Annotated in this window: 20 protein-coding genes and 1 tRNA gene; 6 read left to right on the top strand and 15 right to left on the bottom strand. The window is 70.3% G+C overall.

The genetic code is table 11. From position 1 onward, the window contains the following. Positions 1-168: 168 nt before the first annotated feature. The 5 genes from uvrA to DSC45_RS25085 all read left to right on the top strand — a co-directional run bounded on the left by uvrA (position 169) and on the right by DSC45_RS25085 (position 5819). Positions 169-2637, top strand: coding sequence for an excinuclease ABC subunit UvrA (uvrA, locus tag DSC45_RS25105; protein ID WP_119294202.1), 2469 nt, complete (start codon positions 169-171; stop codon positions 2635-2637). A gap of 314 nt (positions 2638-2951) precedes the next feature. Next, positions 2952-4112 (top strand): glutathione-independent formaldehyde dehydrogenase, encoded by a 1161-nt coding sequence (locus DSC45_RS25100; protein ID WP_119294201.1) that lies wholly within the window; start codon positions 2952-2954, stop codon positions 4110-4112. A 229-nt stretch (positions 4113-4341) separates the two neighbouring features. Next, positions 4342-4533, top strand: a complete 192-nt coding sequence (locus DSC45_RS36590) for a hypothetical protein (protein WP_119294308.1) — start codon at positions 4342-4344, stop codon at positions 4531-4533. Then, entirely contained in the window at positions 4530-4793 is a 264-nt protein-coding gene (locus DSC45_RS25090) for a hypothetical protein (RefSeq protein WP_119294200.1), read from the top strand. The genes DSC45_RS36590 and DSC45_RS25090 overlap by 4 nt, the downstream gene beginning before the upstream one ends. 126 nt (positions 4794-4919) lie before the next feature. Continuing rightward, entirely contained in the window at positions 4920-5819 is a 900-nt protein-coding gene (locus DSC45_RS25085; RefSeq protein WP_119294199.1) for an SPDY domain-containing protein, read from the top strand. 462 nt (positions 5820-6281) lie between these two features. Here the strand turns inward: DSC45_RS25085 and DSC45_RS25080 are convergent, their stop codons facing one another. From DSC45_RS25080 to DSC45_RS25055, 5 genes are all read right to left on the bottom strand, one after another. Further along, on the bottom strand, positions 6282-7475 hold the full coding sequence (locus tag DSC45_RS25080; protein ID WP_119294198.1) for an alcohol dehydrogenase catalytic domain-containing protein: 1194 nt from the start codon (positions 7473-7475) through the stop codon (positions 6282-6284). 79 nt (positions 7476-7554) lie between these two features. Next, positions 7555-8112 carry a type 1 glutamine amidotransferase domain-containing protein gene (locus DSC45_RS25075; protein WP_097866011.1) on the bottom strand — a complete coding sequence of 186 codons (558 nt, stop codon included), beginning with the start codon at positions 8110-8112 and terminating at the stop codon, positions 7555-7557. A gap of 108 nt (positions 8113-8220) precedes the next feature. Continuing rightward, positions 8221-8634: a GlcG/HbpS family heme-binding protein gene (locus tag DSC45_RS25070; RefSeq protein WP_119294197.1), complete on the bottom strand. Its 414-nt coding sequence runs from the start codon at positions 8632-8634 to the stop codon at positions 8221-8223. A 207-nt stretch (positions 8635-8841) separates the two neighbouring features. Continuing rightward, entirely contained in the window at positions 8842-9147 is a 306-nt protein-coding gene (locus DSC45_RS25065; protein WP_097866013.1) for a putative quinol monooxygenase, read from the bottom strand. Between the two features lie 644 nt (positions 9148-9791). Further along, positions 9792-10055, bottom strand: coding sequence for a hypothetical protein (locus tag DSC45_RS25055; protein ID WP_097866014.1), 264 nt, complete (start codon positions 10053-10055; stop codon positions 9792-9794). A 219-nt stretch (positions 10056-10274) separates the two neighbouring features. On the opposite strand from DSC45_RS25055, the gene DSC45_RS25050 reads away from it, so the two are divergent. Next, positions 10275-10622, top strand: a complete 348-nt coding sequence (locus tag DSC45_RS25050; protein WP_119294196.1) for an SPDY domain-containing protein — start codon at positions 10275-10277, stop codon at positions 10620-10622. A 258-nt stretch (positions 10623-10880) separates the two neighbouring features. Here DSC45_RS25050 and DSC45_RS25045 read toward each other — a convergent pair. From DSC45_RS25045 to DSC45_RS25000, 10 genes are all read right to left on the bottom strand, one after another. After that, positions 10881-10954 (bottom strand) — tRNA-Thr (locus DSC45_RS25045). A gap of 126 nt (positions 10955-11080) precedes the next feature. After that, entirely contained in the window at positions 11081-12619 is a 1539-nt protein-coding gene (locus DSC45_RS25040) for an alpha/beta hydrolase (RefSeq protein ID WP_119294195.1), read from the bottom strand. Positions 12620-12743: 124 nt separating this feature from the next. Next, positions 12744-13949, bottom strand: a complete 1206-nt coding sequence (locus DSC45_RS25035; RefSeq protein ID WP_119294194.1) for a DNA polymerase III subunit delta' — start codon at positions 13947-13949, stop codon at positions 12744-12746. A 158-nt stretch (positions 13950-14107) separates the two neighbouring features. Further along, positions 14108-17251 carry a dTMP kinase gene (gene tmk, locus DSC45_RS25030; protein WP_119294193.1) on the bottom strand — a complete coding sequence of 1048 codons (3144 nt, stop codon included), beginning with the start codon at positions 17249-17251 and terminating at the stop codon, positions 14108-14110. Between the two features lie 87 nt (positions 17252-17338). Beyond that, a complete protein-coding gene (topA, locus tag DSC45_RS25025; RefSeq protein ID WP_119294192.1) occupies positions 17339-20200 on the bottom strand; it encodes a type I DNA topoisomerase in 2862 nt (953 codons plus the stop codon). A 335-nt stretch (positions 20201-20535) separates the two neighbouring features. Then, a complete protein-coding gene (locus tag DSC45_RS25020; protein WP_119294191.1) occupies positions 20536-20733 on the bottom strand; it encodes a hypothetical protein in 198 nt (65 codons plus the stop codon). 127 nt (positions 20734-20860) lie between these two features. Then, complete coding sequence (locus DSC45_RS25015; protein WP_119294190.1) at positions 20861-22378, bottom strand: DUF7059 domain-containing protein; 1518 nt, start codon at positions 22376-22378, stop codon at positions 20861-20863. 133 nt (positions 22379-22511) lie between these two features. Further along, positions 22512-23093, bottom strand: coding sequence for a small secreted protein (locus DSC45_RS25010; RefSeq protein ID WP_240434836.1), 582 nt, complete (start codon positions 23091-23093; stop codon positions 22512-22514). Between the two features lie 263 nt (positions 23094-23356). Continuing rightward, the gene (locus DSC45_RS25005) at positions 23357-25837 is read right to left on the bottom strand and encodes a sodium-translocating pyrophosphatase (RefSeq protein WP_119294188.1); all 2481 of its coding nucleotides are present in this window, start codon (positions 25835-25837) and stop codon (positions 23357-23359) included. A 325-nt stretch (positions 25838-26162) separates the two neighbouring features. Further along, positions 26163-26603 (bottom strand): ATP-binding protein, encoded by a 441-nt coding sequence (locus DSC45_RS25000; protein WP_119294187.1) that lies wholly within the window; start codon positions 26601-26603, stop codon positions 26163-26165. Positions 26604-26633: the final 30 nt, after the last annotated feature.

Here is a 26633-nt window from a genome sequence, read left to right as displayed (position 1 = left end):
ACCGCGCCACCGGCCACCCGTCCGGAGCTCTGACCCGGACGGACTGATCGTGCTCGCTGCACGTCGTCAGGCATCGGCAGACTCGGAACAGCGATTCGGGCGCTCGGGTGACCGAGGCCCGAAGGTGCCTGCCGCGCGGTTCCCGGCGCGATCAGGTACTCAGGAAGGGTGGACGAGGACGCGATCGACCCCTTCGTACATGTCCGGGGTGCCAGTGAGAACAACCTGCGGAACATCGATGTCGATGTTCCGCGGGACGCGATGGTCGCCTTCACGGGCGTCTCCGGCTCCGGCAAGTCCTCGCTCGCGTTCGGCACGCTCTACGCGGAGGCGCAGCGGCGCTACTTCGAGTCTGTGGCGCCGTATGCCCGGAGGCTGTTGCAGCAGGTCGGTGCACCGCATGTGCAGGAGATCACCGGACTGCCGCCGGCGGTGGCCCTGCAGCAGCGACGCGGGTCGCCCAGCTCCCGATCGACGGTGGGCACGATCACCACGTTGTCCAACCTGCTGCGCATGCTGTACTCCCGTGCCGGTACCTATCCGCCCCGGGCCGCGCGGCTGGAGGCCGAGTCGTTCTCACCCAACACCGCAGCGGGTGCCTGCCCGCATTGCCACGGACTGGGTGTCGTCCACGATGTCGCCGAGGAACTGCTCGTCCCGGACCCCTCGCTGAGCATCCGCGAGGGCGCGATCGCCGCCTGGCCCGGGGCCTGGCAGGGCGCCAACCTGCGCAGCGTCGTGAGCGGCCTGGGCATCGACATCGACCGGCCGTGGCGCAGGCTCAGGAAGAAGGACCGGGATTGGCTCCTGTACACCCACGAGCAGCCCTCCGTCTACATCGAGCCGGAGGAGGACCGCGTCGACTACGGCTACCAGGGCACGTTCTGGAGCGCCCGCAAGCACATCATGCACGTCCTTGCCGACTCCAAGAGCGAGAAGATGCGCGAACGGGCGCTCCGGTTCGTCAGGAGCGTGCCCTGCCCCGAGTGCCACGGCAGCGGACTGCTGCCCGAGGCGCTCGCCGTGACCTTCGCCGGACGTTCCATCGCTGAAGTCAACGCGATGCCGCTGACCGAGGTCGCGGCGCTGCTGCGACCAGCCGCGGAGCGGTCCGAGGCCGACGCCACCACTTCCACGGCCCGGTCCGGGGAGACGACCGAGGTCGCGGTCCGGATCTGCGGCGATCTGATCGCGCGGGTCGACGTACTGCTCGACCTGGGCCTCGGATATCTCAGCCTCGGGCGCCGCTCGACGACCCTGTCGCCCGGCGAGGCGCAGCGCCTGCGGATCGCCACACAACTGCGCTCGGGGCTGTTCGGCGTCGTCTACGTCCTCGACGAACCCTCCGCGGGCCTGCACCCGGCCGACGCGGAACCGCTGCTGCAGGTGCTGGAGCGCCTCAAAGCGGCGGGCAATTCGCTGTTCGTCGTGGAGCACGACATGGACGTCGTACGGCGGGCGGACTGGGTGGTCGACATCGGCCCCGGCGCGGGTGAGGGCGGTGGCCGCGTGCTGTACAGCGGCCCTGTCGCCGGTCTGGAGCAGGTGGAGGAGTCGGCCACGAGCCAGTATCTGTTCGGGCGCGCCGAGCCGCTCGAACACCGGCCGCGCACACCGCACGGCTGGCTGCACCTGAGCGGCGTGTCCCGCCACAATCTGCACGACGTGTCCGTGGACGTACCGCTGTGCGTCCTGACGGCGGTGACGGGCGTGTCGGGTTCCGGGAAGTCGACGCTGGTCACGCAGGTACTCGCCGAGGTCGTCCGAGGCCACCTCGGACTCGCCCCCGAGGAGACGGGCGAGGCGCGACTGGAGGTCGATGTTCAGGACGCTTCGGGGGTCGAGTCGTTCGACCGGCTGGTCCTGGTCGACCAGCGGCCCATCGGGCGTACTCCCCGGTCCAATCTGGCCACGTACACGGGGATGTTCGACGCGGTGCGCAAGCTGTACGCGGCGACGGACGAGGCCAGGGCGCGCGGCTACACGGCCGGCCGGTTCTCCTTCAACGTGCCCGAAGGGCGGTGCGAGACCTGCCAGGGCGAAGGATTCGTCGCGGTGGAACTGCTGTTCCTGCCCGGTACCTATGCACCCTGCCCGACCTGCCAGGGCGCGCGGTACAACGCCGAAACGCTGGAAGTCACCTACCGCGGCAAGAACATCGCGGACGTACTGGCGCTGTCCGTCGACGCCGCCGCCGAGTTCCTGTCCGCCGTCCCGGCCGCCGCCCGCAGTCTGGAGACGTTGCGCGAGGTGGGACTGGGATACCTGCGGCTGGGGCAGCCCGCAACGGAGCTCAGCGGCGGTGAGGCACAACGCATCAAACTGGCCACCGAACTGCAGCGGGCCCGCCGCGGCCACGCGCTCTACCTGCTCGACGAACCGACGGCGGGCCTGCACCCCTCGGACGTCGCACTGCTGCTGCGGCAGCTGCACCGCCTCGTCGACGCGGGCAACACGGTCGTCCTCGTCGAGCACGACCTGGACACGATCACCACCGCCGACTGGGTCATCGACCTCGGACCGGGCGGCGGCGACACCGGCGGGCGAGTAGTCGCGGCGGGCCCGCCGGCCAAGGTCGCGAAGGCCCGCCGCAGCGCCACGGCGCGCTATCTCGCGGCCCGGCTCGCAGGCTCGTGACCCGGAAGGGGTCGGGACAGGTGACCTCCGCAGTGCGTCGAGAATCCTCACTCGCCTCAGGGGTTGCTTTCGACCTCGGAGCGTCGGGGAAGTGACTGCGCGATATTGCTGATCATCGAGCGCGGCGGATATCTGTCTTCTGAAGAGTCGCGTACAGCCAAGGCAAGTGGGAGTGTGGAGAGAGGGAGAGACGCGGAGACGTCCCCTTCGAAACACGCCGGACGGCTGGCAAAGCCGCCGTGGTGCCGTCGACTATCCGCCGCCAAGCGCATGCAGCGATGGCGCTCGCGTGTAACGGCGAAGAGGGATTGATCATGAAGGCTGCGGTGTACGAAGGACCCCGCACCATAGCGGTGAAGGAAGTGCCGGACGCGAAGATCGAGCACCCGACCGACATCCTCGTGAAGATCACGAGTACCAACATCTGCGGTTCCGACCTGCACATGTACGAAGGCCGCACCTCGTTCGAGACCGGCCGCACACTGGGCCACGAGAACCTGGGGCAGGTCGTCGAGGTCGGCTCCGCGGTCACCAAGGTCAAGGTCGGCGAGTACGTGTGTTTGCCGTTCAACATCGCGTGCGGTTTCTGCAAGCAGTGCGAGCAGGGCCTGACCAACTACTGCCTGACGATGCAGCCGGAGCCCGCCCTGGCCGGCGCGGCATACGGCTTCGCCGAGATGGGCCCATACCAGGGCGGCCAGGCCGAACTGCTGCGCGTGCCGTACGGCGACTTCAACGCCCTGCGGCTGGGCGAGGACGCCGCCGAGCGCCAGCTGGACTACGTCATGCTCGCCGACATCTTCCCCACCGGGTATCACGCCACCGAGATGGCAGGCGTCAAACCCGGCGACCAGACCGTCGTCTTCGGCGCCGGACCGGTAGGACTGATGGCCGCCTACTCCGCGATACTCAAGGGCGCCGGACGGGTGTGGGTTGCCGACCACCACCCGGACCGGCTGCGGCTCGCGGAGGAGATCGGTGCGATCCCGATCAACACCAACGACCAGGACCCGTCCGAGGTCGTCAAGGAAGCGACGCTCGGGCTGGGTGCCGACAACGGCTGTGAGTGCGTCGGCTACCAGGCCCACGATCCGCAGGGGCACGAGGACGCAGCGCTGACGATGAACGGGCTGATCGACGCCGTCCGATTCACCGGTGCCCTGGGTGTTGTGGGCGTCTTCCTCCCCGAGGATCCGGGCGGAGCCGAAGCACAGGGAGAACTCGAGGCCAAGGGCAAGGTGCCGATCGATTTCGGCATGATGTGGTTCAAGGGCCAGAAGGTCGGCACAGGGCAGGCACCGGTGAAGCGGTACAACCGGGCGCTGCGCGACCTCATCGCGGGCGGCAAGGCAGAGCCGAGCTTCCTCGTCTCGCACGAGCTGAACCTCGACGAGGCCGCAACGGCCTACGACCACTTCGACGCCCGCGACGACGGCTGGACGAAGGTCGTGCTGCACCCGAACGGCGCCGGCTGACACCGCGTCCCCGGAGGGGCCAGGCCTATCAGCGCCGTTTGCACGATGGCCGGACTCTGCCAGAGCGCAGTGCTGCACTGCACAACTCTCCGGGACGGGCCGACGTGTTGGTTCAGCACCGGAACTCGGCCCCGGCCCCCGGGCCCGGCGCTTTCGTGGTACCGACGCAGTTGCGTGACTGTCCGGGTGGGCCCGATGACCGGATCAGCCAACCCCTGTCGGGCGACAGCTGGATTCCACGGCCGTCGCCGGGCTCCAGGCGCGCGCCGAACGCCCGCGCTCGGACGCTGACCGGTACGCCGCCGTCCTGGACGACATCGCCGCCGACGGCCTGCCCTCGGTAGAGGACCGTACGCCGTGGGAGGAGCTGCCTGAGGCCCAGCTCGCCCGGCTCGCCGCGCAGCACCCGGCCGTCGCCTGACGGCCCGACAGCGCGCCCGGATCGCGTTCAGCGACGCCGCCGCGAAACAGGTGGAGGCCATCACCTCCGAGGCCGAGCTTCATGCCCTGGACCGCGCCCCGGTCGTCGTCTCCGTGGACCCCGAGGCGGGGGAGCTGCTGCCCGGCGACCCGGTCAACCCGAGGCTGCGTGAGTACACCGACACGGTTGAGCGCGTACGGCTCCCGTACTGGACCAGCAGCTTGGGTACCGTGATCGTTGTCGCCTACGTCGAGGTGTAGCAGCACGTCAGGCGGTGTCGCTCTGCCACTCCCACCAGCCGGGGTCGTCACGGGGCTCGTAGTCGGACCGGCCGCCGGGCCCGTACGCCCCGTGAGGGCTGATCAGCAGCGCACCGTCCGCCCGCCATGTATCTGGCTGGTTCCAACGGGACCGGCGAGGCTGGCTTCGCGCCCGTCGCCCACTGGCCCCATCAGTACCTCGATGAGGGCCCCTGCCAGCTCCTCGTGACCTCTCCCGACCAACGGATTCGGATCGGCTGGCTCGGCGACGACTTCGAACTGTGGAAGATCAGCGCAGCCGAGGACGCCTTCTCGGCGTCTCGCTGGACGGCGACGTTCAACCACGTCACCCCGGCCGAGATGGTCGCCGGCCTCACCGCCGCACTGGTCCAGGACTACGACGAAGCCATCGCCTCCGACACCCTCGGCCGCTTCTTGACAGGGCCAACCGTCCCCTGGAGGGACACCGTCCGGCCGCTGACCGATGCCGGCTGGAACCTTGACGGAGCTGCTGAACTCGGCACCGTCGAGATCATCGCTCCTGACGACCAAGCGGGCATCCTTATCGATCGGCGCGGATACGGCTCCGACCGCACGACCGTCGAGCTGTGGGCTGGCCCGCCGGGCTGGGGCACTCGTGCCGAAGCGACGTTCACGGCCCGCACCCCGTCCCACTTGATCGCCGAAACCGCCGCTGTGATGGCGAAGTCGACCCCGGTGGTCCGCGAGCGCCACCAAGTCGACCGGCGGATGCAGCACCTGGTCACTATGACCCCTGTCGCGTCGGCCACGCCGATCGCCGAGGCTCACGTCTCGCGCGCTCCAACTCCGCTGGACGTACGCCGCACCGCCGTCACCCAGGCCGTACACCGTGCCGCGCGGGCTCCACGCACGGCAGCCGACCTCCGGGTGATGGCCGCCCAGAGCCGCTCCACGGGGCCGGGCCAGAAACGGACGGGACACCCCGCGCCCGCGACCTCTGCCCGCCTGCCGGCTAGCTCGCCGGCGCCCCGGCGCGGACGCTGAGAGCCCATCTTTGAATCCCTGTTGATCTCGTACACGCACAGTCCCGGCTCTGCGAAGGGCTGGTCTACGCTCACCACGTGGGCCTGTGTTTGGAACTCCTGATCGTCGACTGCGCGTACATAGAAGCAGCGTCGGCCGAGAATGCGGGCAGACCTGGTGGAGACCGCTGCGTTCGGCAGTGGCGACGTCCGGGAGGCCCGACGGCCGGAGGGATGATCCTGGCCTGAGGCCCACGGCAGCCCCTGGTACGTGCGCTACGAGTTCCGCAACACGCTCACCTCGTACGAGCCGCACTTCTGGGCCGGTGAACGCTGGGACACCCCCTCATCCGCCCCTGCGAACTCACGAGCGACGGCGTAGTGAGCAGGCCGTCGCGAAGCGACGGACTGCCCATTCTCACGCCTGCTCGGTGCGGCAACGTGAGGGGCGGCGAGGTAGGCATTGTTTCTCGGATCGCGGGCCTCAGGCGGGAATGAGGCCGTGGGGGTCGATGATGAACTTCTCGGACGCTCCCGCGTCGAAGGTCGCGTAGGCGTCGGGGGCGTCGTCGAGGCTGATCACCTTCGTGTTGAGCATGGCGCTCAGGTAGGGCATGCGGTCCCAAAGGATCGCCATCATCAGCTCGCGGTTGTAGTGCATGATCGGTGCCTGCCCGCCGGCGATCCGCGGCGACTTGATCCATGCCTTGCCGAAGTCGATCGGGTACGTTCCCTCTTGCTCGGCCTTCGACTTCGCGAGCGGGTCGGCGCCGTAGACGCCGATGACTCCGGTGGCTCCGCCCGCGCGGGTGGCGTCGATCACCTGGTTGATGGCGTGGGCCGGGTCCATGTCCTTGGCCTCGCTGCCGATGCCGTGTGCCTCGGTGCCGACGTAGTCGACTGCGCAGTCGACCATGGGTTCGCCCAGGATGGCCTCGATCTGGTCGGTGAGCGCTGTGTCCTGGCTCAGGTCGATCGTCTCGCAGCCGTTCTTCTTCACCAGTTCCAGGCGGTCCTTGTGGTAGTCGCCGACGATGATGCAGGACGCCCCGAGGAGGCGCGCCGCTGCTGCGGCGCAACGGCCGACCGGGCCGGCGCCGGCGATGTACACGGTCGAGCCCGGCTTGGCACCGGCCTCCATGAGACCGTGGAACGCGGTGGGCAGGATGTCCGAGAGCAGCGCCAGGTCACGGATCTTCGCCATGGCCTGGTCCCTGTCCGGGAAGCGCAGGAGCTGGAAGTCGGCGTAGGGGACGAACAGGTATTCGGCCTGGCCGCCGGTCCAGTCGCCCAGGTTGAAGCCGTACGCTGCGCAGGACACCTCGGGGTTCGTGGTCTCGCAGACTTCGGTCCGGCGCGCCCTGCAGTTGCGGCATCGGCCGCAGGCGACGTTGAACGGGACGGATACGAGGTCGCCCTCACTGAGGAACTCGACGTCGGGGCCGATCTCGATGACCTCCCCGGTCATCTCGTGCCCCACCACCATGCCCTGGGGCACCGGGAAGGATCCGCGGTAGATGTGCAGGTCGCTACCGCAGATGTTGGTGGCGACGATCCTGAGGATGACTCCGTGCGGGGCCTTCTTCCCGTTCGGCATCTGAAGCTTCGGGAAGTCCAGGGACTCAACACGCATGTCTTTGGGGTTCTGGAAGGTGACGGCGCGGTTGCTGCTTGCCATGACGATCTCCTCTGCTGATCCACGGCGACTCGGCCGTGGGGGTGCCGGATATCATTCGGTGGCTTGCGACTTCTCCGGGTCAGGCGGGTTGCACTGCGGCGGCGAAGCGTTCGATGATCGCCTTGCAGAAGGCGGGGAGGTCCTGCGGGCTGCGGCTGGAGATCAGCTGGTCGTCGATCACGACCTCCTCGTCGACGACCTCGGCGCCGGCGTTGCGCAGGTCAGTACGAATGCTGGGCCATGAGGTGAGGCGGCGCCCGCGTAGCACGCCAGCCTCCGCCAGTATCCAAGGTCCGTGGCAGATGGTGGCAACGGGCTTCCCGCTCTCTACGAACGCCCTCACGAAGGCGACGGCGTCGGGGTCGGTGCGCAGCTGGTCGGGGTTCATGGTGCCGCCGGGCAGCAGGAGCGCCTCGTAGTCGCTCACGCGGGCGTCAGCGACCGTCTTGTCCACGGTGAAGGTTCCGGCCGGGTCGATGTCCATCTGGCGCGCGTTGATCTCGCCGGTGTGGAGGGAGAGGAGTTCGGCCTGCGCTCCAGCGCCCAGCAGTGCGCCGAGAGGCTGTTCGAGCTCGACGCGCTCAACGCCGTCCGTGGCCAGGATGGCGACCTTCCAGCCGTGCAGTTCGTTGGTCATGGTGCGTGGTTCCTTCCGGTTGTCGGCGGGGGACCGGTTCGGGTCCGCGCTGCCGTCGAGGTGGAGGAGGACCTTGGTCCAACCGTCCTCGCGGTGGCCGGCCAGTCGTCAGAAGGCCGTCGCCGCAGCCTCGGCCACGGTCTGGTCCTGCTCACCGCTGCCGCCGCTGACGCCCACGGCGCCGACGATCCGGCCGCCGTGCCGCAGCGGGACACCGCCCGCGAAGATCATGACGCGTCCGTTGTTGGATGCGTTGATCCCGAAGAACTGCTCACCGGGACCCGCGTTGGCGGCCAGGTCGGCGGTACTGATGTCGAAGGCCCGGGACGTGAATGCCTTACTGATGGAGATGTCGACGCTCCCGATCCACGCCTCGTCCATCCGGATGTGCGCGACGAGGTTGCCACCGACGTCGACGACGGCGATGTTGCTCGGCGAGCCGATCTCGTCGGCCTTGGCCTCCCCCGCAGCGAGGACTCGCCGGGCGTCCTCCAGGGACACGGACTCCATCTTGATGGTCATGGCAAGGTCCCTTCTGCTGTGGGTACGCGGTTGTCGCCTGGTGTATTCCGACCCCGCGCTCCGCCTACCGAGCCGAACCTCGCGTGCTCCGATGCGCACGGCAGGCCCACCCCATGACGGCCCAATCGATCACCGGTGCGGCAATTCGGGCGCCGACCGGGACCAGTCCGACGCGCTCGCCGGCGCGTGGACCAGGCAGTTTGGTCTTCAGGGGAGTTTGTGGGCGAGGACGTCGAGTTGCTCGACGGACGGCGGTTGGGCGAACAGCTCACCGGCTCGTTCCGTCAAGGCGCTGCCCAGACGGCCGGCGAGGTGGGCCTGGCGTGCGTCGTCGTGAGGGAAGGCGTCGAAGATGGCGAAGGTGGACGGGCTCAGGCGTACGGCGAACCAGGCGACGGTGTCGGGCTCCTCCAGCACGATGGCAAGACCGTCGCGGAGAAAGGCGGCGACCTCTTCCTCCTTGCCGGGCTGGGCCTCGACCTGTACGTGCAGCGCGACGTTGATGTTAGCCATGAGGGGACTCCTTTCGGGTGCTCGGTCGCCCGGGAGCGGCCGGGCACTGCCGTGACCGGTTGGCGTCGAAACGGGTCTCCTGTACGGCCGCGCCGATGCCTGGCGGCGGATGAGGTGTGGCTCTTGCTGACCCCCGGCCCGCCCGCGGCGCCAGCCTGGTGACAACGCACGGCCCAGGACGCCCCACGATCGCAGCTGGGGCGGGCTCTCGCTCACCGAAGGTGCTCCTCGCTGGTGAGGCCGCCGAGCCGTGCCCTACCAACCCTCCCACTGCGGGCCGCGCTGTCAAATCCACGGCATACGCGATGGGTGAGAATGAACCGTCCACCAGGACCGTCTGCACGCCCTGTCCCGGCGTGGGTACGTGCCGGACTTCTACGAACTGGACCGGATCACCGAAACGGCAGTCAGCCTCCGCGTCGCCCACGCCGAGAGCCGTGCGTACCTCCAGGCGATCCGGCGCGTGGTGGAGGCTCGGGAGGCCGCCGCACCCGAGGTTGAGGCACCGGCGGTTCGGCTGGCTCAGGCCGCTGTCGCCCGCTCCGGGAAGACGCGGCACGCCCCGGGGGCCGCGCCCGAACCGTCCTCTCCGGCGGCGGTCGTAGGGCCGTCAGCGCCCACAACGGGGCCCCGACGTTGAAGGCTTAGCTCCGATTCTCGTCGCGGTGGCCCTCTTCGGCCCGGGGGCCCACCGCGCGGACCAGCTCCTCCACCGTCAGCTCCACGCGCCGGCCTTCGGCGACCCGGCGCTCCACCGTCTCCTCGTCCGGCCACCGGTCGGGCTGTGCGCCGACTCCCCACTGGCCGTCGGCGACCATCGCGATGTCGCCCACGGTCCAGGGCCGTCCGGCGGCGCGGATCTTGCGTTCCAGTCCGGCGCCGTCCCAGTGTCTGCTCGCCTCGGCCATCCCCTGCTCCCCTTCACCGACGTGCGGTCCCTCACCGCAACCCAGGTACGACAACCGCGGTCGCAGATCCATTCCCGTCCCGGCGACCGCTCGCTGGTGGTCTCCAGTTCGCCCACGGCAGACGGCATCCCCGGGGAAACGACTACGCACTTCGGCATGCCGCATGCCAACGTACGGGTGTTGGGAAAACCGCAGCTCAACGAAGGGATCCATCTAACCGTGAGCCCCTCTTCCACCCTCCTTCCGGCCGTTATCCGCCCCGCAGCGGATGCTCTCAACTGGCTCTCCGCCGACCACGGTGCGGGCGCGGTGCTCGATCTCCTGGACGCACTCGGGTGGGCGATCGTCGACACCCCCGAGGCCAACGTCCACGCGACCAGCCCCGACGGTTGTGTCTACGTCGACTGGCTCCCCGAGGACCCGTCGGCCTGGCAGCGCAACATCGTCTGGCACGTCCGGGTGCAGCCCGCCGATGGCGACGCATGGGTCCAGGAGTTCGGTCTCCACACCCCCTCCGAGGCCGTTGCCGGATTCCTCGCCGCCTTGGTCACCAACTCCTCGTGCTGACTGCCAATCAGGCTCCGCTCATACATCCACCGACGGCTCGACGACTCCCCGTTGTCAGGCCGACCAGCCCTCTCAAGGTCCACCGTTCACGGAGACTCCCTTGCCCCAGTACCTGACCGTCGGCCGCCTGCACGCCTGTCCACCGGTTGTCCACCGGTGGCGATCATGGCGCCCCGAGCGGGACACATCACCGCCGAGAATAGATCAAGAAAAGCACAAAGGCCCAGGTCAGAGGCTGTCTGTCCTGGGCCTTTACTGAGCCGCCTTCGGGATTCGAACCCGAGACCTACGCATTACGAGTGCGTTGCTCTGGCCATCTGAGCTAAGGCGGCCTGCCTGCTGGACACGGAAAGACCTCTCCCGCACGGGAAGAGGTTCGCATCAGCGGCGACCATAAGTCTACAGGCTTTTGCGGGTGCCCCGGACCAGGGGCGGTGAGGGCCCCGAAGGGCCCCCGGTCAGCACTTCTTGCCGTCCTTCGGGGGCTTGCCCTCGAGGAGGTAGCGGTTGATCGCGGTGTCGATGCAGTCGCTGCCGCGGCCGTACGCGGTGTGGCCGTCGCCGTCGTAGGTCAGGAGGGTGCCGGAGCTGAGCTGGCCGGCGAGGGCCTGCGCCCACTTGTAGGGCGTGGCGGGGTCGCGGGTGGTGCCGACGACCAGGATCGGGGCCGCGTCCTCGGCCTGGATGCGGTGGGCGGTGCCGGAGGCGTCGACCGGCCAGTTCGAGCAGTTCAGGGAGGCCCAGGCGAGGCCCTCGCCGAAGACCGGGGACGCCTTCTCGAAGTCGGGGAGGCCCTTGACGACGTCCTCGGGGTTCTTGAACGCGGGGGGCAGGTCCAGGCAGTTGACCGCGGCGTTGGCGGACATCAGGTTCGCGTACTTGCCGTTCGGCTCGCGCTCGTAGTAGCTGTCCGAGAGGGCGAGCAGGCCCGAGCCGTCGTTCTCCTTGATGGCGGTGGTGAGGCTGTCCCTGAGCTGGGGCCAGGTCGCCTCGTCGTACATCGCGGCGATCACGCCGGTGGTGGCGAGCGCCTCACCGAGAGTGCGGTTCTCGCCGGTCGGGATCGGCTTGGAGTCGAGGCGGCGGAAGAAGTCCTTCAGGCGGCTGCCCGCGTCCGCCGGTGACTTGGTGCCGAGGGGGCAGTCCTTGAGCTTGACGCAGTCACGGGCGAAGGCCTGGAAGGCGGTCTCGAAGCCGGCCGTCTGGTCCCGGTTCATCCGGCGGGCCGGCAGCGACGGGTCCATGGCGCCGTCCAGGACGAGGCGGCCCGTGCGCTGCGGGAAGAGACCGGCGTACGTCGCGCCGAGGAACGTGCCGTACGAGGCGCCGACGTACTGCAGCTTCTTGTCGCCGAGTGCGGCCCGCAGGACGTCCATGTCGCGGGCCGCCTCGACCGTGGAGACGTGCGGCAGCATCCGGCGCGAGTTCTTCTCGCAGCCCTGCGCGAACTCCTTGAACGAGGCCACCAGCTGCTTCTGCTCGCCCTTGTCGTCCGGAGTCATGTCGGTCTCGGTGTAGGCGTCCATGCGGGCGCCGTCCAGGCACTTCACCGGCTCGCTGCGGGCCACGCCGCGGGGGTCGACGGCGACCATGTCGTACTGCGCGCGGACCGGCTCGGGGAAGCCGATGCCCGCGTACGCCTGGAGGTACTCGATCGCGGAGCCACCCGGGCCGCCCGGGTTGACCTGGAGGGTGCCGAGTCGCTTGCCGGGGCCGGTGGCCTTCTTGCGGGCGACCGCGAGCTTGATGTCGCCGGCCGAGGGCTCCTCGTAGTCGAGGGGCGCCCTCATGGTGCTGCACTGGAAGCCGGGGACACCGCAGTCGCGCCAGTCGAGCTTCTGGTCGTAGTACTTCTCGAGACCCTCCGGAGTACTGGCGGGGAGCGCGGAGGACGAGGCGCCTGTGGACGAACTCCCCGACGAACAGCCGGAGATGAGCAGCGCAGCGGCCGCGAGCAGGGAGCCGCCGGTGCGGAGCAGAGGTCGCCTGGATTCCATGCCCGCGAGCGTAACTCTCCGACGAGCATGCATGCACACTCCGTGTCCGGCCGGGCTCGTACGGGTGAGGGACGTCGCGGCTGCGCGTCCGGCGGCGTACGGGCCGTGCGGGCCGCGGCTCCGGTCAGCCGGAGCGCAGCGAGACGGCCATCGCCTCGACGGCGAGCAGCGGTGCGACGTTGCGGTCGAGGGCCGTGCGGCAGGCGCCGATCGCCTCGATGCGGCGGAGCGTGCCCTCCGGGGATCCCTCCCGGGACAGCCGCTCGAGCGCGTCCTGCTGGTCGGTGTTGGCCAGGGCGATGCGGGAGCCGAGCTGGAGCGCGAGGACGTCGCGGTAGAAGGCCGTCAGGTCGATCAGGGCGAGGTCGAGACTGTCGCGCTGGGTTCTGGTCCTGCGGCGCTTCTGGCGGTCCTCGAGCTCCTTCATGGCGCCGGCCGTGCCGCGCGGCATCCGGCCGCCCTCGGCCGCGCCCATGGCGGCCCGCAGTTCCTCGGTCTCCTTGGTGTCGATCTCCTCGGCGACCTGTTTCGCGTCCTCGGCGGCGGCGTCGATCAGCTCCTGGGCCGCCTTGAGGCAGCCACCGACGTCGGCCACCCGGAGCGGCATACGCAGTACCGCCGCCCGGCGCGCGCGTGCCCGCTCGTCGGTGGCGAGCCGGCGGGCGCGGCCGATGTGTCCCTGGGTCGCGGCGGCGGCGGTCGCGGCCACCTCCGGTTCGATGCCGTCCCTGCGGACCAGCATGTCCGCGACCGCGGCCACCGACGGGGTACTCAGGACGAGGTGGCGGCAGCGGGAGCGGATCGTCGGCAGGACGTCCTCGATGGAGGGCGCGCACAGGAGCCACACCGTGCGGGGGGCGGGCTCCTCGACGGCCTTCAGGAGGACGTTCCCCGCGCCCTCGGTGAGGCGGTCGGCGTCCTCGAGCACGATGACCTGCCAACGGCCGCCCGCGGGCGACATCTGCGCGCGGCGTACGAGGTCACGGGTCTCCTTGACGCCGATGCTCAGCAGGTCGGTGCGGACCACCTCGACGTCCGCGTGGGTGCCGACGAGGCTGGTGTGGCAGCCGTCGCAGAAGCCGCAGCCCGGTGCGCCGCCGAGCGCGCGGTCCGGGCTGGTGCACTGCAGGGCGGCGGCGAACGCGCGGGCTGCGGTGGAACGGCCGGAGCCCGGCGGACCGGTGAACAGCCAGGCGTGGGTCATCCTCGACGCCTCGGGCACCTCCGCCCGCTGCGCCTCGGCCGTGACCCGGGCGTCCGCGTCCCTGGCCGCGCCGTCGAGCTGCGCCGAGACCCGTTCCTGGCCCACCAGGTCGTCCCATACGGCCATGCGGCACCGCCTTTCGCGTCGTTCCACAGCTGCCCGTCGCGCGCTCCCCCGGCCCGGGCGCCCGGGCCTGCCGGGACTGCGGCGGCGCGCCCGATCGTGCCGGTCCATTGTGGAGCACGGGTCCGACAACGCCGGACCACGCGGCGGACCGCCGGTGCTCAGCGGCGGCCGCGGCCGCCCTTGTCCTCGTCGTGCGGGCCGAGGAGTTCGTCGGCAAGGGTGGGCAGGTCGTCGAGCGGGGTCTCCTCCGCCCAGTCCGAACGCGGACGGCGGCGCTGGGGCTCGGCGGACGAGTCGACCTGCGGGAGTTCGCGGGTGTGGTCCTCGCCGCCCTGCGCCGGGCGCTCGCCCCGGAAGTAGCCGGGCGGTACCCGGCCGGAACCGGTGTCGGTGCCGGCCGGTCCGCCGTCCTCCGGAGCGGGCGGCTGCGGCAGTACGGCCGTCTCGTCGTTCGCGGGGCCGTCGGGCACCGCGGGCAGGACCGTCGTCTCGTCGGCGGGCGAGGCGGAGCCGTCGGACGGCGGTAGGAAGACCGGCGTCGGCACCGTCGTCTCGCTGTCCGGAATCGGCGTGGGCACGGTCACTTCGTTGCCCACGACCGGGGTGGGCACCGTGGTCTCGTTGTCGGCGACCGGTTGCGCCGATTGCTCGGCGGCAGGGGAATCGTCACCCGAGCCGGAAGCGGAACCTGAGCCGGAATCGACCTGCGGACCGGCCCCCGCCGCGGCCGCGGCCTCCGCGGCCCGACGTGCCTCTTCCGCCCGCAGCAGGGATTCCTCGGCCTTGCGCTGCTTCTCAAGGCGCCGTTCCTCGGCCTCGGCGCGCAGCCGCTCCTCCTCCTCGGCCTGCCGGCGCCGGCGCTCCTCCTCGGCCGCCCGCACCTGCTCCTCGGCCTCGCGCCGCCTGCGCTCCTCCTCGGCGAGACGGCGGGCCTCCTCGGCCTGCTGCCGGGCCTCCTCCGCGCGGCGTTCGGCCTCGACCCGGCGGGCCTCCTCGACCTCGCGCCGCTTGCGTTCCTCCTCCTCGGCGCGGAGCTGGGCGAGCTGCTCCTGGCGCTCGCGCTCGAGCCGCTCCTCCTCGGCCTTGCGCGCGGCCTCCTCCTCGGCCTTCCGCCTGGCCTCCTCCTCGGCCGCCTTGCGCGCCTCCTCCTGGGCCTTCACCTCGGCGTCGGAGAGCGGCAGCATGCGGTCCAGCCGGTGCCGTACGACCGTGGTGACGGCCTCGGGGTCCTGCGCCGCGTCGACCACCACGTAGCGGCCCGGGTCGGCCGCGGCGAGGGTCAGGAAGCCGGACCGTACGCGCGCGTGGAACTCGGCCGGCTCCGACTCGAGCCGGTCCGGCGCCTCCGTGAAGCGCTCGCGGGCGGCCTCCGGCGAGACGTCGAGCAGCACCGTCAGATGCGGCACCAGGCCGTCGGTGGCCCAGCGCGAGATCCGCGCCACCTCGGTCGGCGACAGGTCGCGGCCCGCGCCCTGGTAGGCGACGGAGGAGTCGATGTACCGGTCGGAGATGACCACGGCGCCGCGCTCCAGGGCGGGCCGTACGACGGTGTCGACGTGCTCGGCGCGGTCCGCCGCGTAGAGCAGGGCCTCCGCGCGGTGCGAGAGTCCGGCCGACGAGACGTCGAGCAGGATCGAGCGGAGCCGCTTGCCGACCGGGGTGGCGCCCGGCTCGCGGGTGAGCACGACCTCGTGGCCCTTGGACCTGATCCAGTCGGCCAGAGCCTGGGCCTGGGTCGACTTGCCCGCGCCGTCCCCGCCCTCGAGAGCGAGGAAGAAGCCGGTGGCGGCCGGTGCCTGCACCGGGTCGCCGCCGCGCAGCGCCTCACCGAGGTCGCGCCGCAGCGGGACTCCGGAACGGTCGTCGGTACGGGCGAGAACCAGGGCGGCGACCGGCAGCAGCAGCGCGCCGGCCAGCATCAGCGTGAAGGCGGCGCCGCCGTGGGCGAACACGAACTTGCCGGAGACCAGGCGGTGCGGGCCGATGGCCGCCGCGAGCAGCGGCGCGGCGAGTGCCCCGACGCCGATCGTCAGCCGGACCACGGCCTGCAGGTGCTCGGTGGTCCGGGCACGGCGGGAGTCCTCGACCTCGAGGTCGAGGAGGGCGTGCCCGGTGTTGGCCGCGACACCGGCGGCGAGGCCGGCGAGCGTGACGATCAGGAGCACGGTCGTCGGGTCGGGCACCAGACCCGCGGCAAGCAGGGCGACGCCGGTGACGGCGGTCGCGAGGGCGAGCAGCCGACGCCGGGACAGGGCCGGCAGCACCGAGGGCGCCACCCGGATCCCGACCGCGGAGCCGCCGGTCAGGCCGACGACCAGAAGCCCGAAGAGGACGGGCCCGCCGGAGAGGTCCTCGGTGTGCAGTACGGCGACGGCGACCGAGGCCGCGATCGCGCCGGCGACCGCGGCGCAGGCGAGGACGATCAGCGGGACGGCGCTGGTGCGTCCCTTGTCGACACCCGATCCGTTCTTGGGCCGGCGCAGTCCCTCCAGCGGGGAGCGCGCTCGCGGCGTCTCGGTGTCGGGGAATTCGATGAAGTAGATGACGGACAGCGAGGCCGCGAAGAGTCCGGCCGCGACGTACGAGGCGAGGGCGGCCTGGTGCTGCTCGAACCAGACGACACCGGCGCCGATCAGATTGCCGATCAGCGTGAACCCGATCAGCGCCAGCGCCGCCACGGGCAACGAGACGAACGCCGTGCGCAGCGACAGCCGGCGGAGCGCGTCCAGATGGTCGGGCAGCGGCCGGACCGCCGCGCCCTCGATCGGCGGCGCGGGCAGCAGCGCGGGCGCCGCACTCTCCCGCGCGACCGTCCAGAACCGCTCGGTGACTCCGACCACGAACCCCGTCACGAGCAGCACGGCGAGTGCGCTGTCCGGCGTCCAGTCGACCCACAGCGGCGCCACGATGAGCAGCAGTGCCCGCAGACCGTCGGACACGATCATGGTCCAGCGCCGGTCCAGCGGGCCGCCGGGCGCGGTCAGGGCGGTGAGCGGCCCGAGCAGGACCGCGCCGAAGAGCAGGGTCGCGAGGATCCGTACGCCGAAGACGGACGCGACGGCGAAGGCCTCCCCGCGGTACCCGCCGCCGAAGGCCCCTTCGACCCGGGCTGCCTGCCAGGCGAGTACCACCAGGACGAGGAGGGCGAGTGCGTCGCCCACGCTCCCCACGAAGTGGGCGCTCCACAGGCGCTTCAGCGGGGCGGTCCTGAGGAGGGCGCGGACGGCGCGCTCCCGGGAATCGGCCGCCAGGGCATCGTCGCGGTCGCCGTTCCCGACCGCCTGCTGGTCCGCTCGCGTCATCCCGACAGCCTATCGGCAGGCCCTGACACTCCGAAGCCCCGTCCGAACAAACGGACGGGGCTTCAGGGTGGTGCAGAACGGCGCTTTTCAGTCCTCCGAGGACGCGGACGCCGCCGATGCGGTCGTCTTCTTCGCCGGGGCGGCCTTCTTGGCCGTCGTCTTCTTGGCGGGCGCCTTCTCGGCGGCCTTCTTGGCCGTCGTGGTCTTCTTGGCGGCGGTCTTCTTCGCCGTCGTCTTCTTGGCCGCGGTCTTCTTGGCGGGCGCCTTCTTGGCCGCCTTCTTCGCGGTCTTCTTGGCGGGGCCCTTGGCCCGCTTCTCCTCGAGCAGTTCGAAGCCGCGCTCGGCGGTGATCTCCTCGACGGAGTCGGCGGCCCTGAGCGTCGCGTTCGTCTCGCCGTCGGTGACGTACGCGCCGAAGCGGCCGTCCTTCACCACCACGGGCTTGCCGCTGACCGGGTCCTCACCGAGCTCCTTGAGCGGCGGCTTGGCGGCGGCCCGGCCGCGCTGCTTGGGCTGGGCGTAGATCGCGAGCGCTTCGTCGACGGTGATCGCGAAGAGCTGCTCCTCGGTCTCCAGGGAGCGCGAGTCGGTGCCCTTCTTGAGGTACGGGCCGTACCGGCCGTTCTGCGCGGTGATGTCGACGCCCTCGGCGTCCTGGCCGACCACGCGCGGCAGCGACATCAGCTTGAGCGCGTCCTCGAGCGTGACGGTGTCCAGGGACATCGACTTGAACAGCGAGGCGGTCCGCGGCTTCACGGCGTTCTTGCCCGTCTTCGGGGTGCCCTCGGGGAGCACCTCGGTGACGTAGGGGCCGTACCGGCCGTCCTTGGCGATGATCTCGCGGCCGGTCGACGGGTCCGTGCCGAGCGCGAAGTCGCCGCTGGGCTTGGCGAGCAGCTCCTCCGCGAGATCGACGGTCAGCTCGTCGGGTGCGAGGTCGTCGGGCACGTCGGCGCGCTGGTGGTTCTCGGCACCCTTCTCGCCGCGCTCGACGTAGGGGCCGTAGCGGCCGACGCGGAGTACGACGTCGTCGCTGATGGGGAACGAGGAGACCTCGCGGGCGTCGATCGCGCCCAGGTCGGTGACGAGTTCCTTGAGGCCGCCGAGGTGGTCCCCGTCGCCGTTGCCCGCGTCCGAGGCCGCGCCCGAGGCGTCGCCCTCGCCGAAGTAGAAGCGCCTCAGCCACGGCACGGACTGTGCCTCGCCGCGCGCGATGCGGTCGAGGTCGTCCTCCATGCTGGCCGTGAACCCGTAGTCGACGAGCCGGCCGAAGTGCTTCTCCAGGAGATTGACCACGGCGAAGGACAGGAAGGACGGCACCAGGGCGGTGCCCTTCTTGAAGACGTAACCGCGGTCCAGGATCGTCCCGATGATCGAGGCGTAGGTGGACGGGCGGCCGATCTCGCGCTCTTCGAGCTCCTTGACCAGGCTGGCCTCGGTGTACCGGGCCGGAGGCTTGGTCGCGTGGCCGTCGACCGCGAGCTCGTCGGCGCTCAGGCCGTCGCCCTCGGCTACCTGCGGGAGGCGCCGCTCGCGGTCGTCCAGCTCCGCGTTCGGGTCGTCGGCGCCCTCGACGTAGGCCTTGAGGAAGCCGTGGAAGGTGATCGTCTTGCCGGAGGCGCTGAACTCGGCGTCGCGGCCGTCGCTCGCGGTACCGGCGATCTTGACGGTGACCGAGTTGCCGGTCGCGTCCTTCATCTGGGAGGCGACGGTCCGCTTCCAGATCAGCTCGTAGAGCCGGAACTGGTCGCCGCCCAGGCCGGTTTCGGCCGGAGTGCGGAAGCGGTCGCCGGAGGGACGGATCGCCTCGTGCGCCTCCTGCGCGTTCTTGACCTTGCCGGCGTACGTGCGGGGCTTGTCCGGCAGGTAGCTGCTGCCGTAGAGCTGGGTGACCTGGGCGCGGGCCGCGGTGACCGCCGTGTCGGACAGGGTCGTGGAGTCCGTACGCATGTAGGTGATGAAGCCGTTCTCGTACAGCTTCTGGGCCACCTGCATGGTCGCCTTCGCGCCGAAGCCGAGCTTGCGCGAGGCCTCCTGCTGCAGGGTCGTCGTACGGAACGGGGCGTACGGCGAGCGGCGGTACGGCTTGGACTCGACGGAGCGGACCGCGAACTGCGTGTCCTCGAGAGCCGCGGCGAGAGCGCGGGCGTTGGTCTCGTCCAGGTGCAGGGTGTCGCTCTTGAGCTGCCCGACCGAGTCGAAGTCGCGGCCCTGCGCGATGCGCTTGCCGTCGACGGCGGTGAGCCGTGCGACCAGCTTCGACGGGTCGGACGCGTCACCGGTGCGGCCGGTGCCGAAGGTGCCGGTGAGGTCCCAGTACTCGGCGGAGCGGAAGGCGATGCGCTCGCGTTCACGCTCGACGACGAGCCGGGTGGCGACCGACTGCACGCGGCCGGCCGACAGGCGCGGCATGACCTTCTTCCACAGGACCGGCGAGACCTCGTAGCCGTAGAGGCGGTCGAGGATGCGGCGGGTCTCCTGGGCATCGACCATGCGCTTGTTGAGCTCGCGCGGATTGGCGACGGCGCCCTGAATGGCGGCCTTGGTGATCTCGTGGAACACCATGCGCTTGACCGGGACCTTGGGCTTCAGGACTTCGAGGAGATGCCACGCGATGGCCTCGCCCTCGCGGTCCTCATCCGTGGCGAGGAAGAGTTCGTCGGAATCCTTGAGCAGGTCCTTGAGCTTTTTGACCTGTGCTTTCTTGTCCGCGTTGACCACGTAGATCGGCTGGAAGTCGTGCTCGACGTCCACCCCGAGGCGGCGCACCTCGCCCGTGTACTTGTCGGGCACCTCGGCGGCGCCGTTCGGGAGGTCGCGGATGTGCCCGACACTCGCCTCGACGACATAGCCGGGGCCCAGGTAGCCCTTGATCGTCTTCGCCTTGGCAGGCGACTCGACGATGACGAGTCGGCGGCCGCCTGGTGCGGTCTCGCTGGTCGGGGACAACGTGGCTCTTCTCTCCGGTCGACACTGGATTGCGGTCAGACAGTTCACCGACACTGCGGTCAGTACGCTGACGCTGCGGAGTGTGACGGTACATCCCGCCCCCGTGTCAAACGGGAAAAGCCCGCAACGGCCACTCGAACGGTAACCCGACTACCGCCATTCCTGCCGCCCGGAGTACCGAGCTGCCACCGCGGCCGTTTCCGGAGTGCTCCCTCTCAGATTCCCGGGTGATCTCCACCGGCTTCCCCGGCGGGGCTCTTCCTGCGATTCATGCCGCCCCTGCGCGCGCGCCTTATTGCCCAGCGGCCGTCTCCGGTATTCCGGGAGCTCCCCGCTCAGATTCGTGTGAAGCACCACACCCCGAGCACCAGCGCCGCGGCCCCGGCGAGCGAGGTCAGTGCGGCGGACGTCACGGGGTTCGCTCCGTGTGCGACCGGCGCGCGATGCACGACCCGGGCGCCCGTCCACGTCAGCAGGCCCGCGCCGAACAGTGCGAACACGATGCCGGCGAAGATCGCTGGTCCGCTCTCCATGCCCGTCTTCCTTCCACCCGTGGTCCAGGGGGCGACGCTGACACGGCAGAGCTACGGCGGAACGTCGCCGGGCCGAACCCCGGGTGAACGACGGACGGGAACACCCGGTACGGCGGCCCGCCCGGTCTCAGACCACCGGCTCCAGGAAGCCCTGTTCGACGAGGAGCCTGATCTGCTCCGGGCTGCGCTCCCGCAGCACCACCGGGTCCTCGCCCACCAGCTGCGCGATCGCGTCCAGGATCCGGCCCGCGCTCAGCGTGCCGTCGCACACTCCGGCGAAGCCCGCGCCGACCGTGTCCACCTGGGTGGCCCGGCGCATACCGCGGTGCTGACGCAGCACCACATGCTCGGGGTCCTCGGAACCCGGCAGTCCGACCTGCTCCTGGACCACCTCGTCGGCCAGCTTGAAATGCCCGGCGAGCAACGCCGCGTCGTCGTGCGCCCGCAGCCAGTCCTGCCGCTCGAAGTGTGCCCGGGTGGTCTCGCCGAGCGGCTGCTCGACGGGGTGGGGCCACTCCTCCGCGACGATGGACGGCTCCTGGGCACCGGACTTGCGCAGGGTGATCCAGCCGAAGCCGACCGCCCTGGTCCGCAGTTCCTCGAACTCGTCGAGCCAGGCCTCGTAGCGGGCCGCGTACGCGTCCGGCTCGGTGCGGTGGTCACCGGCGTCGCGCAACCACAGTTCGGCGTACTGCGTGACGTCCTGGACCTCGCGCTGCACGATCCAGGCGTCGCAACCGCGCGGCACCCAAGAGCGCAGCCGGTCCTGCCACTCCTCGCCCGCCACGTGCTGCCAGTTGGCGAGGAAGTGCGCGTACCCGCCCTCGTTCAGCCGCTCGCCCGCCTCCTGCACGAGGGTGCGGCACAGATCGTCACCGGCCATGCCGCCGTCCCGGTAGGTGAGCCGGGCGCCCGGCGAGATGACGAACGGCGGATTGGACACGATCAGGTCGTAACGGGCGTCCCCGACCGGCTCGAAGAGGGACCCCTCGACGAGCTCGGCGTCCGGCGCCCCGGACAGCGCGAGAGTGAGCCGGGTGATGTGCAGGGCACGGGGGTTGAGGTCGGTGGCCGTCACCCGCGTCGCGTGCTGTGCCGCGTGCAGCGCCTGGATGCCGGAACCGGTGCCGAGGTCGAGTGCGCTCGCCACCGGAGTACGGACGGTGAGGCCGGCCAGGGTGGTGGAGGCGCCGCCGACGCCGAGCACCACGCCCTCGTCGTGGCTGCCGATCCCCGCCGCGCCGCCGACCGCGCAGCCGAGGTCGGAGACGATGTACCAGTCCTCGCCCGAAGGGCCGCCGTACGGCCGCACGTCCACGTTCGCGCGGAGTTCTCCCCCGGCGTCCTCCCCGTCGGCCGTCAGCCAGCCGGCCGCCAGGCAGTCGTCGACCGGCAGAACGCCGGACACGCGCGCGTGGGGCACGTTCTCCTGGAGCAGGAAGAGCCGCACCAGGGTCGGCAGCGGGCCGTCGCCGCGGGTGGCGCGCAGCGCGGGCACGGTCTCGCTGCGGGCGAGGGCGGTGTAGGCCGGGGCACCGAGCAGGTCGAGGAGTCCGTCGACGGTGAAGCCGGCGGCGAGGAAGGCCTCCCGCAGCCGGGCCGCGGTCAGGGGATGGTCGGTCCTGGGCAGAGTCGTCGTACGCACCCGGCCATTGTCCTCCGCGGGGCGCCACTCGGCGGCCGCACCCACGCCGAACGGGCCCGTACGCGCGCGTACAGGCCCGTCGAGGAGCGCATCCGTGCCGGTCGAGAGCCCGTCGGACGGGTCCCCGTTCGGGTCAGGCGCTGGAGGGCTTCGGCGAGATGCTCTCCGACTTGCACTCGGACTGCTTGGAGATGGCGTCGCCGACCTCGCCCTCGAGCAGCGACTTCAGCGCGCCGTCGCCCTGCTTCTGGATCTTGCCGAGGTCCTTGCCTACCTTCTCGAGGCCCTTGGAGAAGGCGTCGAGGCCCTCCGGGGAGTCGTCCTTGGCGTCCAGCTTGTCGACCTGGGTCTTGAGGTCGGCGTAGCCCTTGGAGGCGGAGGTGAGGTCCGCGATGGCGTCCTTCTGGATCTTCTCTCCGTCGTCGACCGGCGGCGGGCCCGCCTTCTTCAGGGCGCTCGCGATGGCCTTGTCCGCGTCGGAAATGGCCTGGAAGGCCTCCGAGTCGGCCTTCTTGACGTCCTCCGGCTTGCCGTCCGCCGCGGTCGAGATGATGGTCTGCTGGGCCTTCACGCTCTTCTCGAGCTGCGGCTGGATCTGGCCGCACAGCGACTTCGCCCAGTCGTTCAGCTCGTCGTCCTTGTTGTCGCTGCAGCCCGACAAGGCCAGTACCAGTACCGCACCGCCGGACAGTGCGGCTGCAAGCTTCTTGTTCACCGGATTGGTCCCTTCCATGGCTCTCGGCCCCGGAACATACACGCCAAGTGGGCGACAACCGCGAGTCGTACGTCCGGTTCGAACGCTATTGAAGCCATTTGCACCAAGGAGAGCAGTATCACGGAAACAAAAGCGGGGCGGACGACGCATCAAAAAGCGTCGCCCGCCCCGGCGTTGAGCCCAGCGGTGTACTCAGCGGTCCACTCGGCCGACGGGCCGGAGGACCGCCCGGCGGGCGGGCCCGATCCCGGCCCGTCCTGAACTCAGGACGAAACCGCGGCCGCATCCGCCGAGTTGGCGCCCCGGTCGGCCTCCTCGTCGTCCCCGACGGTGATACCGCGCCGTTTGGAGACATAGACCGCGACGACGATGACCACGATCGAGAGTACGGCGATCACCGCCCGCACCCCCGCACTCGCGTCGTCGCCGTAGCTGAACTGCACGACCGCGGGTGCGATCAGCAGTGCCACCAGGTTCATCACCTTGAGCAGCGGGTTGATCGCGGGGCCCGCGGTGTCCTTGAACGGGTCGCCCACGGTGTCGCCGATGACCGTCGCGGAATGGGCCTCGCTGCCCTTGCCGCCGTGATGGCCGTCCTCGACGAGCTTCTTGGCGTTGTCCCAGGCGCCACCGGAGTTGGCGAGGAAGACCGCCATCAGGGTGCCCGTCCCGATCGCCCCGGCCAGGAACGCGCCGAGCGCTCCGACACCGAAGGTGAAGCCGACCGCGATCGGCGTCATCACCGCGAGCAGACCCGGCGTCGCCAGCTCCCGCAGCGCGTCCTTGGTGCAGATGTCGACGACCCGTCCGTACTCCGGTTTCTCCGTGTAGTCCATGATCCCGGGGTGCTCGCGGAACTGCCGCCGCACCTCGTAGACCACGGCACCGGCGGACCGCGCCACCGCGTTGATCGCGAGCCCCGAGAAGAGGAACACGACCGCGGCGCCGAGGATCAGACCGACCAGGTTGTTGGGCTGCGAGATGTCCATGACGAGGTTCATCGGAGCCCCGTCACCGAGTTTCTCGCCCACGTCCTTCGCCGCGCCCGCGATGGCGTCGCGGTACGAGCCGAAGAGCGCCGCCGCCGCGAGTACGGCGGTGGCGATGGCGATGCCCTTGGTGATGGCCTTGGTGGTGTTGCCCACCGCGTCCAGGTCGGTGAGCACCTGGGCGCCCGCGCCCTCGACGTCGCCGGACATCTCGGCGATGCCCTGCGCGTTGTCGGACACCGGACCGAAGGTGTCCATGGCGACGATCACGCCGACCGTGGTGAGCAGTCCGGTGCCGGCCAGTGCCACCGCGAAGAGCGCCAGCATGATCGACGTGCCGCCGAGCAGGAACGCGCCGTACACCCCGAGACCGATCAACAGGGCGGTGTACACGGCCGATTCGAGACCGAGCGAGATACCGGCCAGGATCACGGTCGCCGGACCGGTCAGCGAGCTCTTGCCGACATCCTTCACGGGACGCCTGCTGGTCTCGGTGAAGTACCCGGTCAACTGCTGGATCAGGGCGGCCAGCACGATGCCGATGGCCACGGCGACCACGGCGAGGATCCGCGGATCGCCTCCCTTGGACTGGATCACCGCATCGGTGACACCGTCGAGTTCGGCGTAAGTGGCCGGCAGATACGCGTACACCGCGCCCGCGACGAGCACCAGCGAGATGACCGCGGAGATGAAGAACCCGCGGTTGATGGCGCTCATGTTGTTGCGATCGCTGCGGCGTGGGGCGACCGCGAAGATGCCGATGATCGCCGTGACCACACCGATCGCGGGCACGATCAGCGGGAACGCGAGGCCGGCGTCGCCGAAGGCGGCCTTGCCGAGGATCAACGCGGCGACCAGCGTGACGGCGTAGCTCTCGAAGAGGTCGGCGGCCATTCCCGCGCAGTCGCCGACGTTGTCGCCCACGTTGTCCGCGATGGTCGCGGCGTTGCGCGGGTCGTCCTCCGGGATGCCCTGCTCGACCTTGCCGACCAGGTCCGCGCCCACGTCGGCGGCCTTGGTGAAGATGCCGCCGCCGACCCGCATGAACATGGCGATGAGAGCGGCTCCGAGACCGAAGCCCTCGAGCACCTTGGGCGCATCCGCCGCGTACACGAGCACCACGCAGGCGGCGCCGAGCAGACCGAGCCCGACGGTGAACATGCCGACCACGCCACCCGTACGAAACGCGATCTTCATGGCCTTGTGGGAAACGGCGGTGAGATCCTGCGCCGACGCGGCCTGGACGGTGGCGCCCTTTTCGTCGGTGGCCGCCCCCGAATCCGTATCGGAGGCCGTGCCGGTGATCGCGGAGGACGAGACCGCGGTCGCTTCGCGAGCGGCTGCCGCCACCCGGACATTACTGCGGACTGCGAGCCACATACCGATATAGCCGGTGGCCGCGGAGAAGAGCGCTCCGATCAGGAAGAAGATCGAGCGCCCCGCCCGCTGATTCCAGTCGTCCGCAGGTAGCAGCAGGAGCAGGAAGAACACGACGACTGCGAATACGCCGAGCGTGCGCAACTGCCGTGCCAGATATGCGTTTGCCCCTTCCTGTACGGCTGCCGCGATCTTCTTCATGCTGTCGGTGCCCTCGCCCGCGGCGAGCACCTGGCGCACCAGGACACCGGCGACGGCGAGGGCCGCCAGGGCGACGACTCCGACGAGTACCACGATGAGGCGGTTGTCGGAGGTGAGCACTGCGGCTGCGAAGGTTGAGGGATGGTCCAGCTGATGAGGGGTAGAAAGCCCCGCCATTCGTCCTCCTTGACGCTTGGGCTGAGCTCAAGATGTGGACGGATTGTAGGGAGCGGGATCTGATCAAAACAGTGGGCTGCAAACGGAATTAATCTTCGTCCGCTCGTCAGCAAATGATCGCACTTAAAGATTACGCCCGATAGTGCTAATGCCCCAGAGGCATTGACCGTACTTCACTCGAAGATCGACGATCAGTTCGCCACCGGGAAAATCATCCGCGACCGTACTGCGGGAAAAAGAAAAAGGCCCTGCTCAAACAGGGCCTTCGGGCGGAGCCTTCGCGCGGGGTCTGGACCGGGGGCGCGGCGGCCGCGCCCGTCGTCGCTCAGGTCGGCAGCGGTTCCGGTGCCGTCGGCCAGCTCATCCTGATGAGCCCGCCGTCCGGCGACGAGGAGACCTCCACATCGTCGACGAGCCCGCTGATGACGGCGAGGCCCATCTCGTCCTCGCCCTCCGCCTCGGGGTCGTCGAGGGCCGCGAGGACGCGCGGCACGGAGCCGTTGCTCACCGTCGCGTGCGGGGCCTCGTCACCGACCTCGATGGAGAACTGCTTCTCGTCCTCGGTCAGCGCCACCCGGACCGGAGCCTCGATCCCATGGCTCTGGTGCAGGCCCACGGCGCGGGAACAGGCTTCCCCCACCGCCAGTCTGACCTCGTCGAGAACCGCCTCGTCCACTCCGGCCCTGCGCGCCACCGCGGCCGCCACCAGCCTCGCGGTCCTCACGTGCTCCGGCAGCGCACTGAAGCGGAGTTCAACGGTGGGCATGCGTCCCCCTCGGATCTTCGAGCGTGCTTG

The sequence above is a fragment of the Streptomyces sp. YIM 130001 genome, from assembly GCF_003574445.1.
In the GTDB taxonomy this organism is placed as follows: Bacteria; Actinomycetota; Actinomycetes; order Streptomycetales; family Streptomycetaceae; genus Streptomyces.
The sequence above is the reverse complement of the archived record's forward strand: the minus strand, read 5'-3'. Positions and strand labels throughout refer to the sequence as shown.

Excerpts from the sequence above, each read along its gene's own strand:
- tmk (WP_119294193.1), bottom strand. The coding sequence starts at position 17,251 with ATGACGCGAGCGGACCAGCAGGCGGTCGGGAACGGCGACCGCGACGAT.
- DSC45_RS25000 (WP_119294187.1), bottom strand. The coding sequence starts at position 26,603 with ATGCCCACCGTTGAACTCCGCTTCAGTGCGCTGCCGGAGCACGTGAGG.
- DSC45_RS25100 (WP_119294201.1), top strand. The coding sequence starts at position 2,952 with ATGAAGGCTGCGGTGTACGAAGGACCCCGCACCATAGCGGTGAAGGAA.
- DSC45_RS25035 (WP_119294194.1), bottom strand. The coding sequence starts at position 13,949 with ATGGCCGTATGGGACGACCTGGTGGGCCAGGAACGGGTCTCGGCGCAG.
- DSC45_RS25070 (WP_119294197.1), bottom strand. The coding sequence starts at position 8,634 with ATGACCATCAAGATGGAGTCCGTGTCCCTGGAGGACGCCCGGCGAGTC.
- DSC45_RS25080 (WP_119294198.1), bottom strand. The coding sequence starts at position 7,475 with ATGGCAAGCAGCAACCGCGCCGTCACCTTCCAGAACCCCAAAGACATG.
- DSC45_RS25040 (WP_119294195.1), bottom strand. The coding sequence starts at position 12,619 with ATGGAATCCAGGCGACCTCTGCTCCGCACCGGCGGCTCCCTGCTCGCG.
- DSC45_RS25020 (WP_119294191.1), bottom strand. The coding sequence starts at position 20,733 with ATGGAGAGCGGACCAGCGATCTTCGCCGGCATCGTGTTCGCACTGTTC.
- DSC45_RS25005 (WP_119294188.1), bottom strand. The coding sequence starts at position 25,837 with ATGGCGGGGCTTTCTACCCCTCATCAGCTGGACCATCCCTCAACCTTC.
- DSC45_RS25055 (WP_097866014.1), bottom strand. The coding sequence starts at position 10,055 with ATGGCCGAGGCGAGCAGACACTGGGACGGCGCCGGACTGGAACGCAAG.
- DSC45_RS25075 (WP_097866011.1), bottom strand. The coding sequence starts at position 8,112 with ATGACCAACGAACTGCACGGCTGGAAGGTCGCCATCCTGGCCACGGAC.
- DSC45_RS25065 (WP_097866013.1), bottom strand. The coding sequence starts at position 9,147 with ATGGCTAACATCAACGTCGCGCTGCACGTACAGGTCGAGGCCCAGCCC.
- DSC45_RS25085 (WP_119294199.1), top strand. The coding sequence starts at position 4,920 with ATGTATCTGGCTGGTTCCAACGGGACCGGCGAGGCTGGCTTCGCGCCC.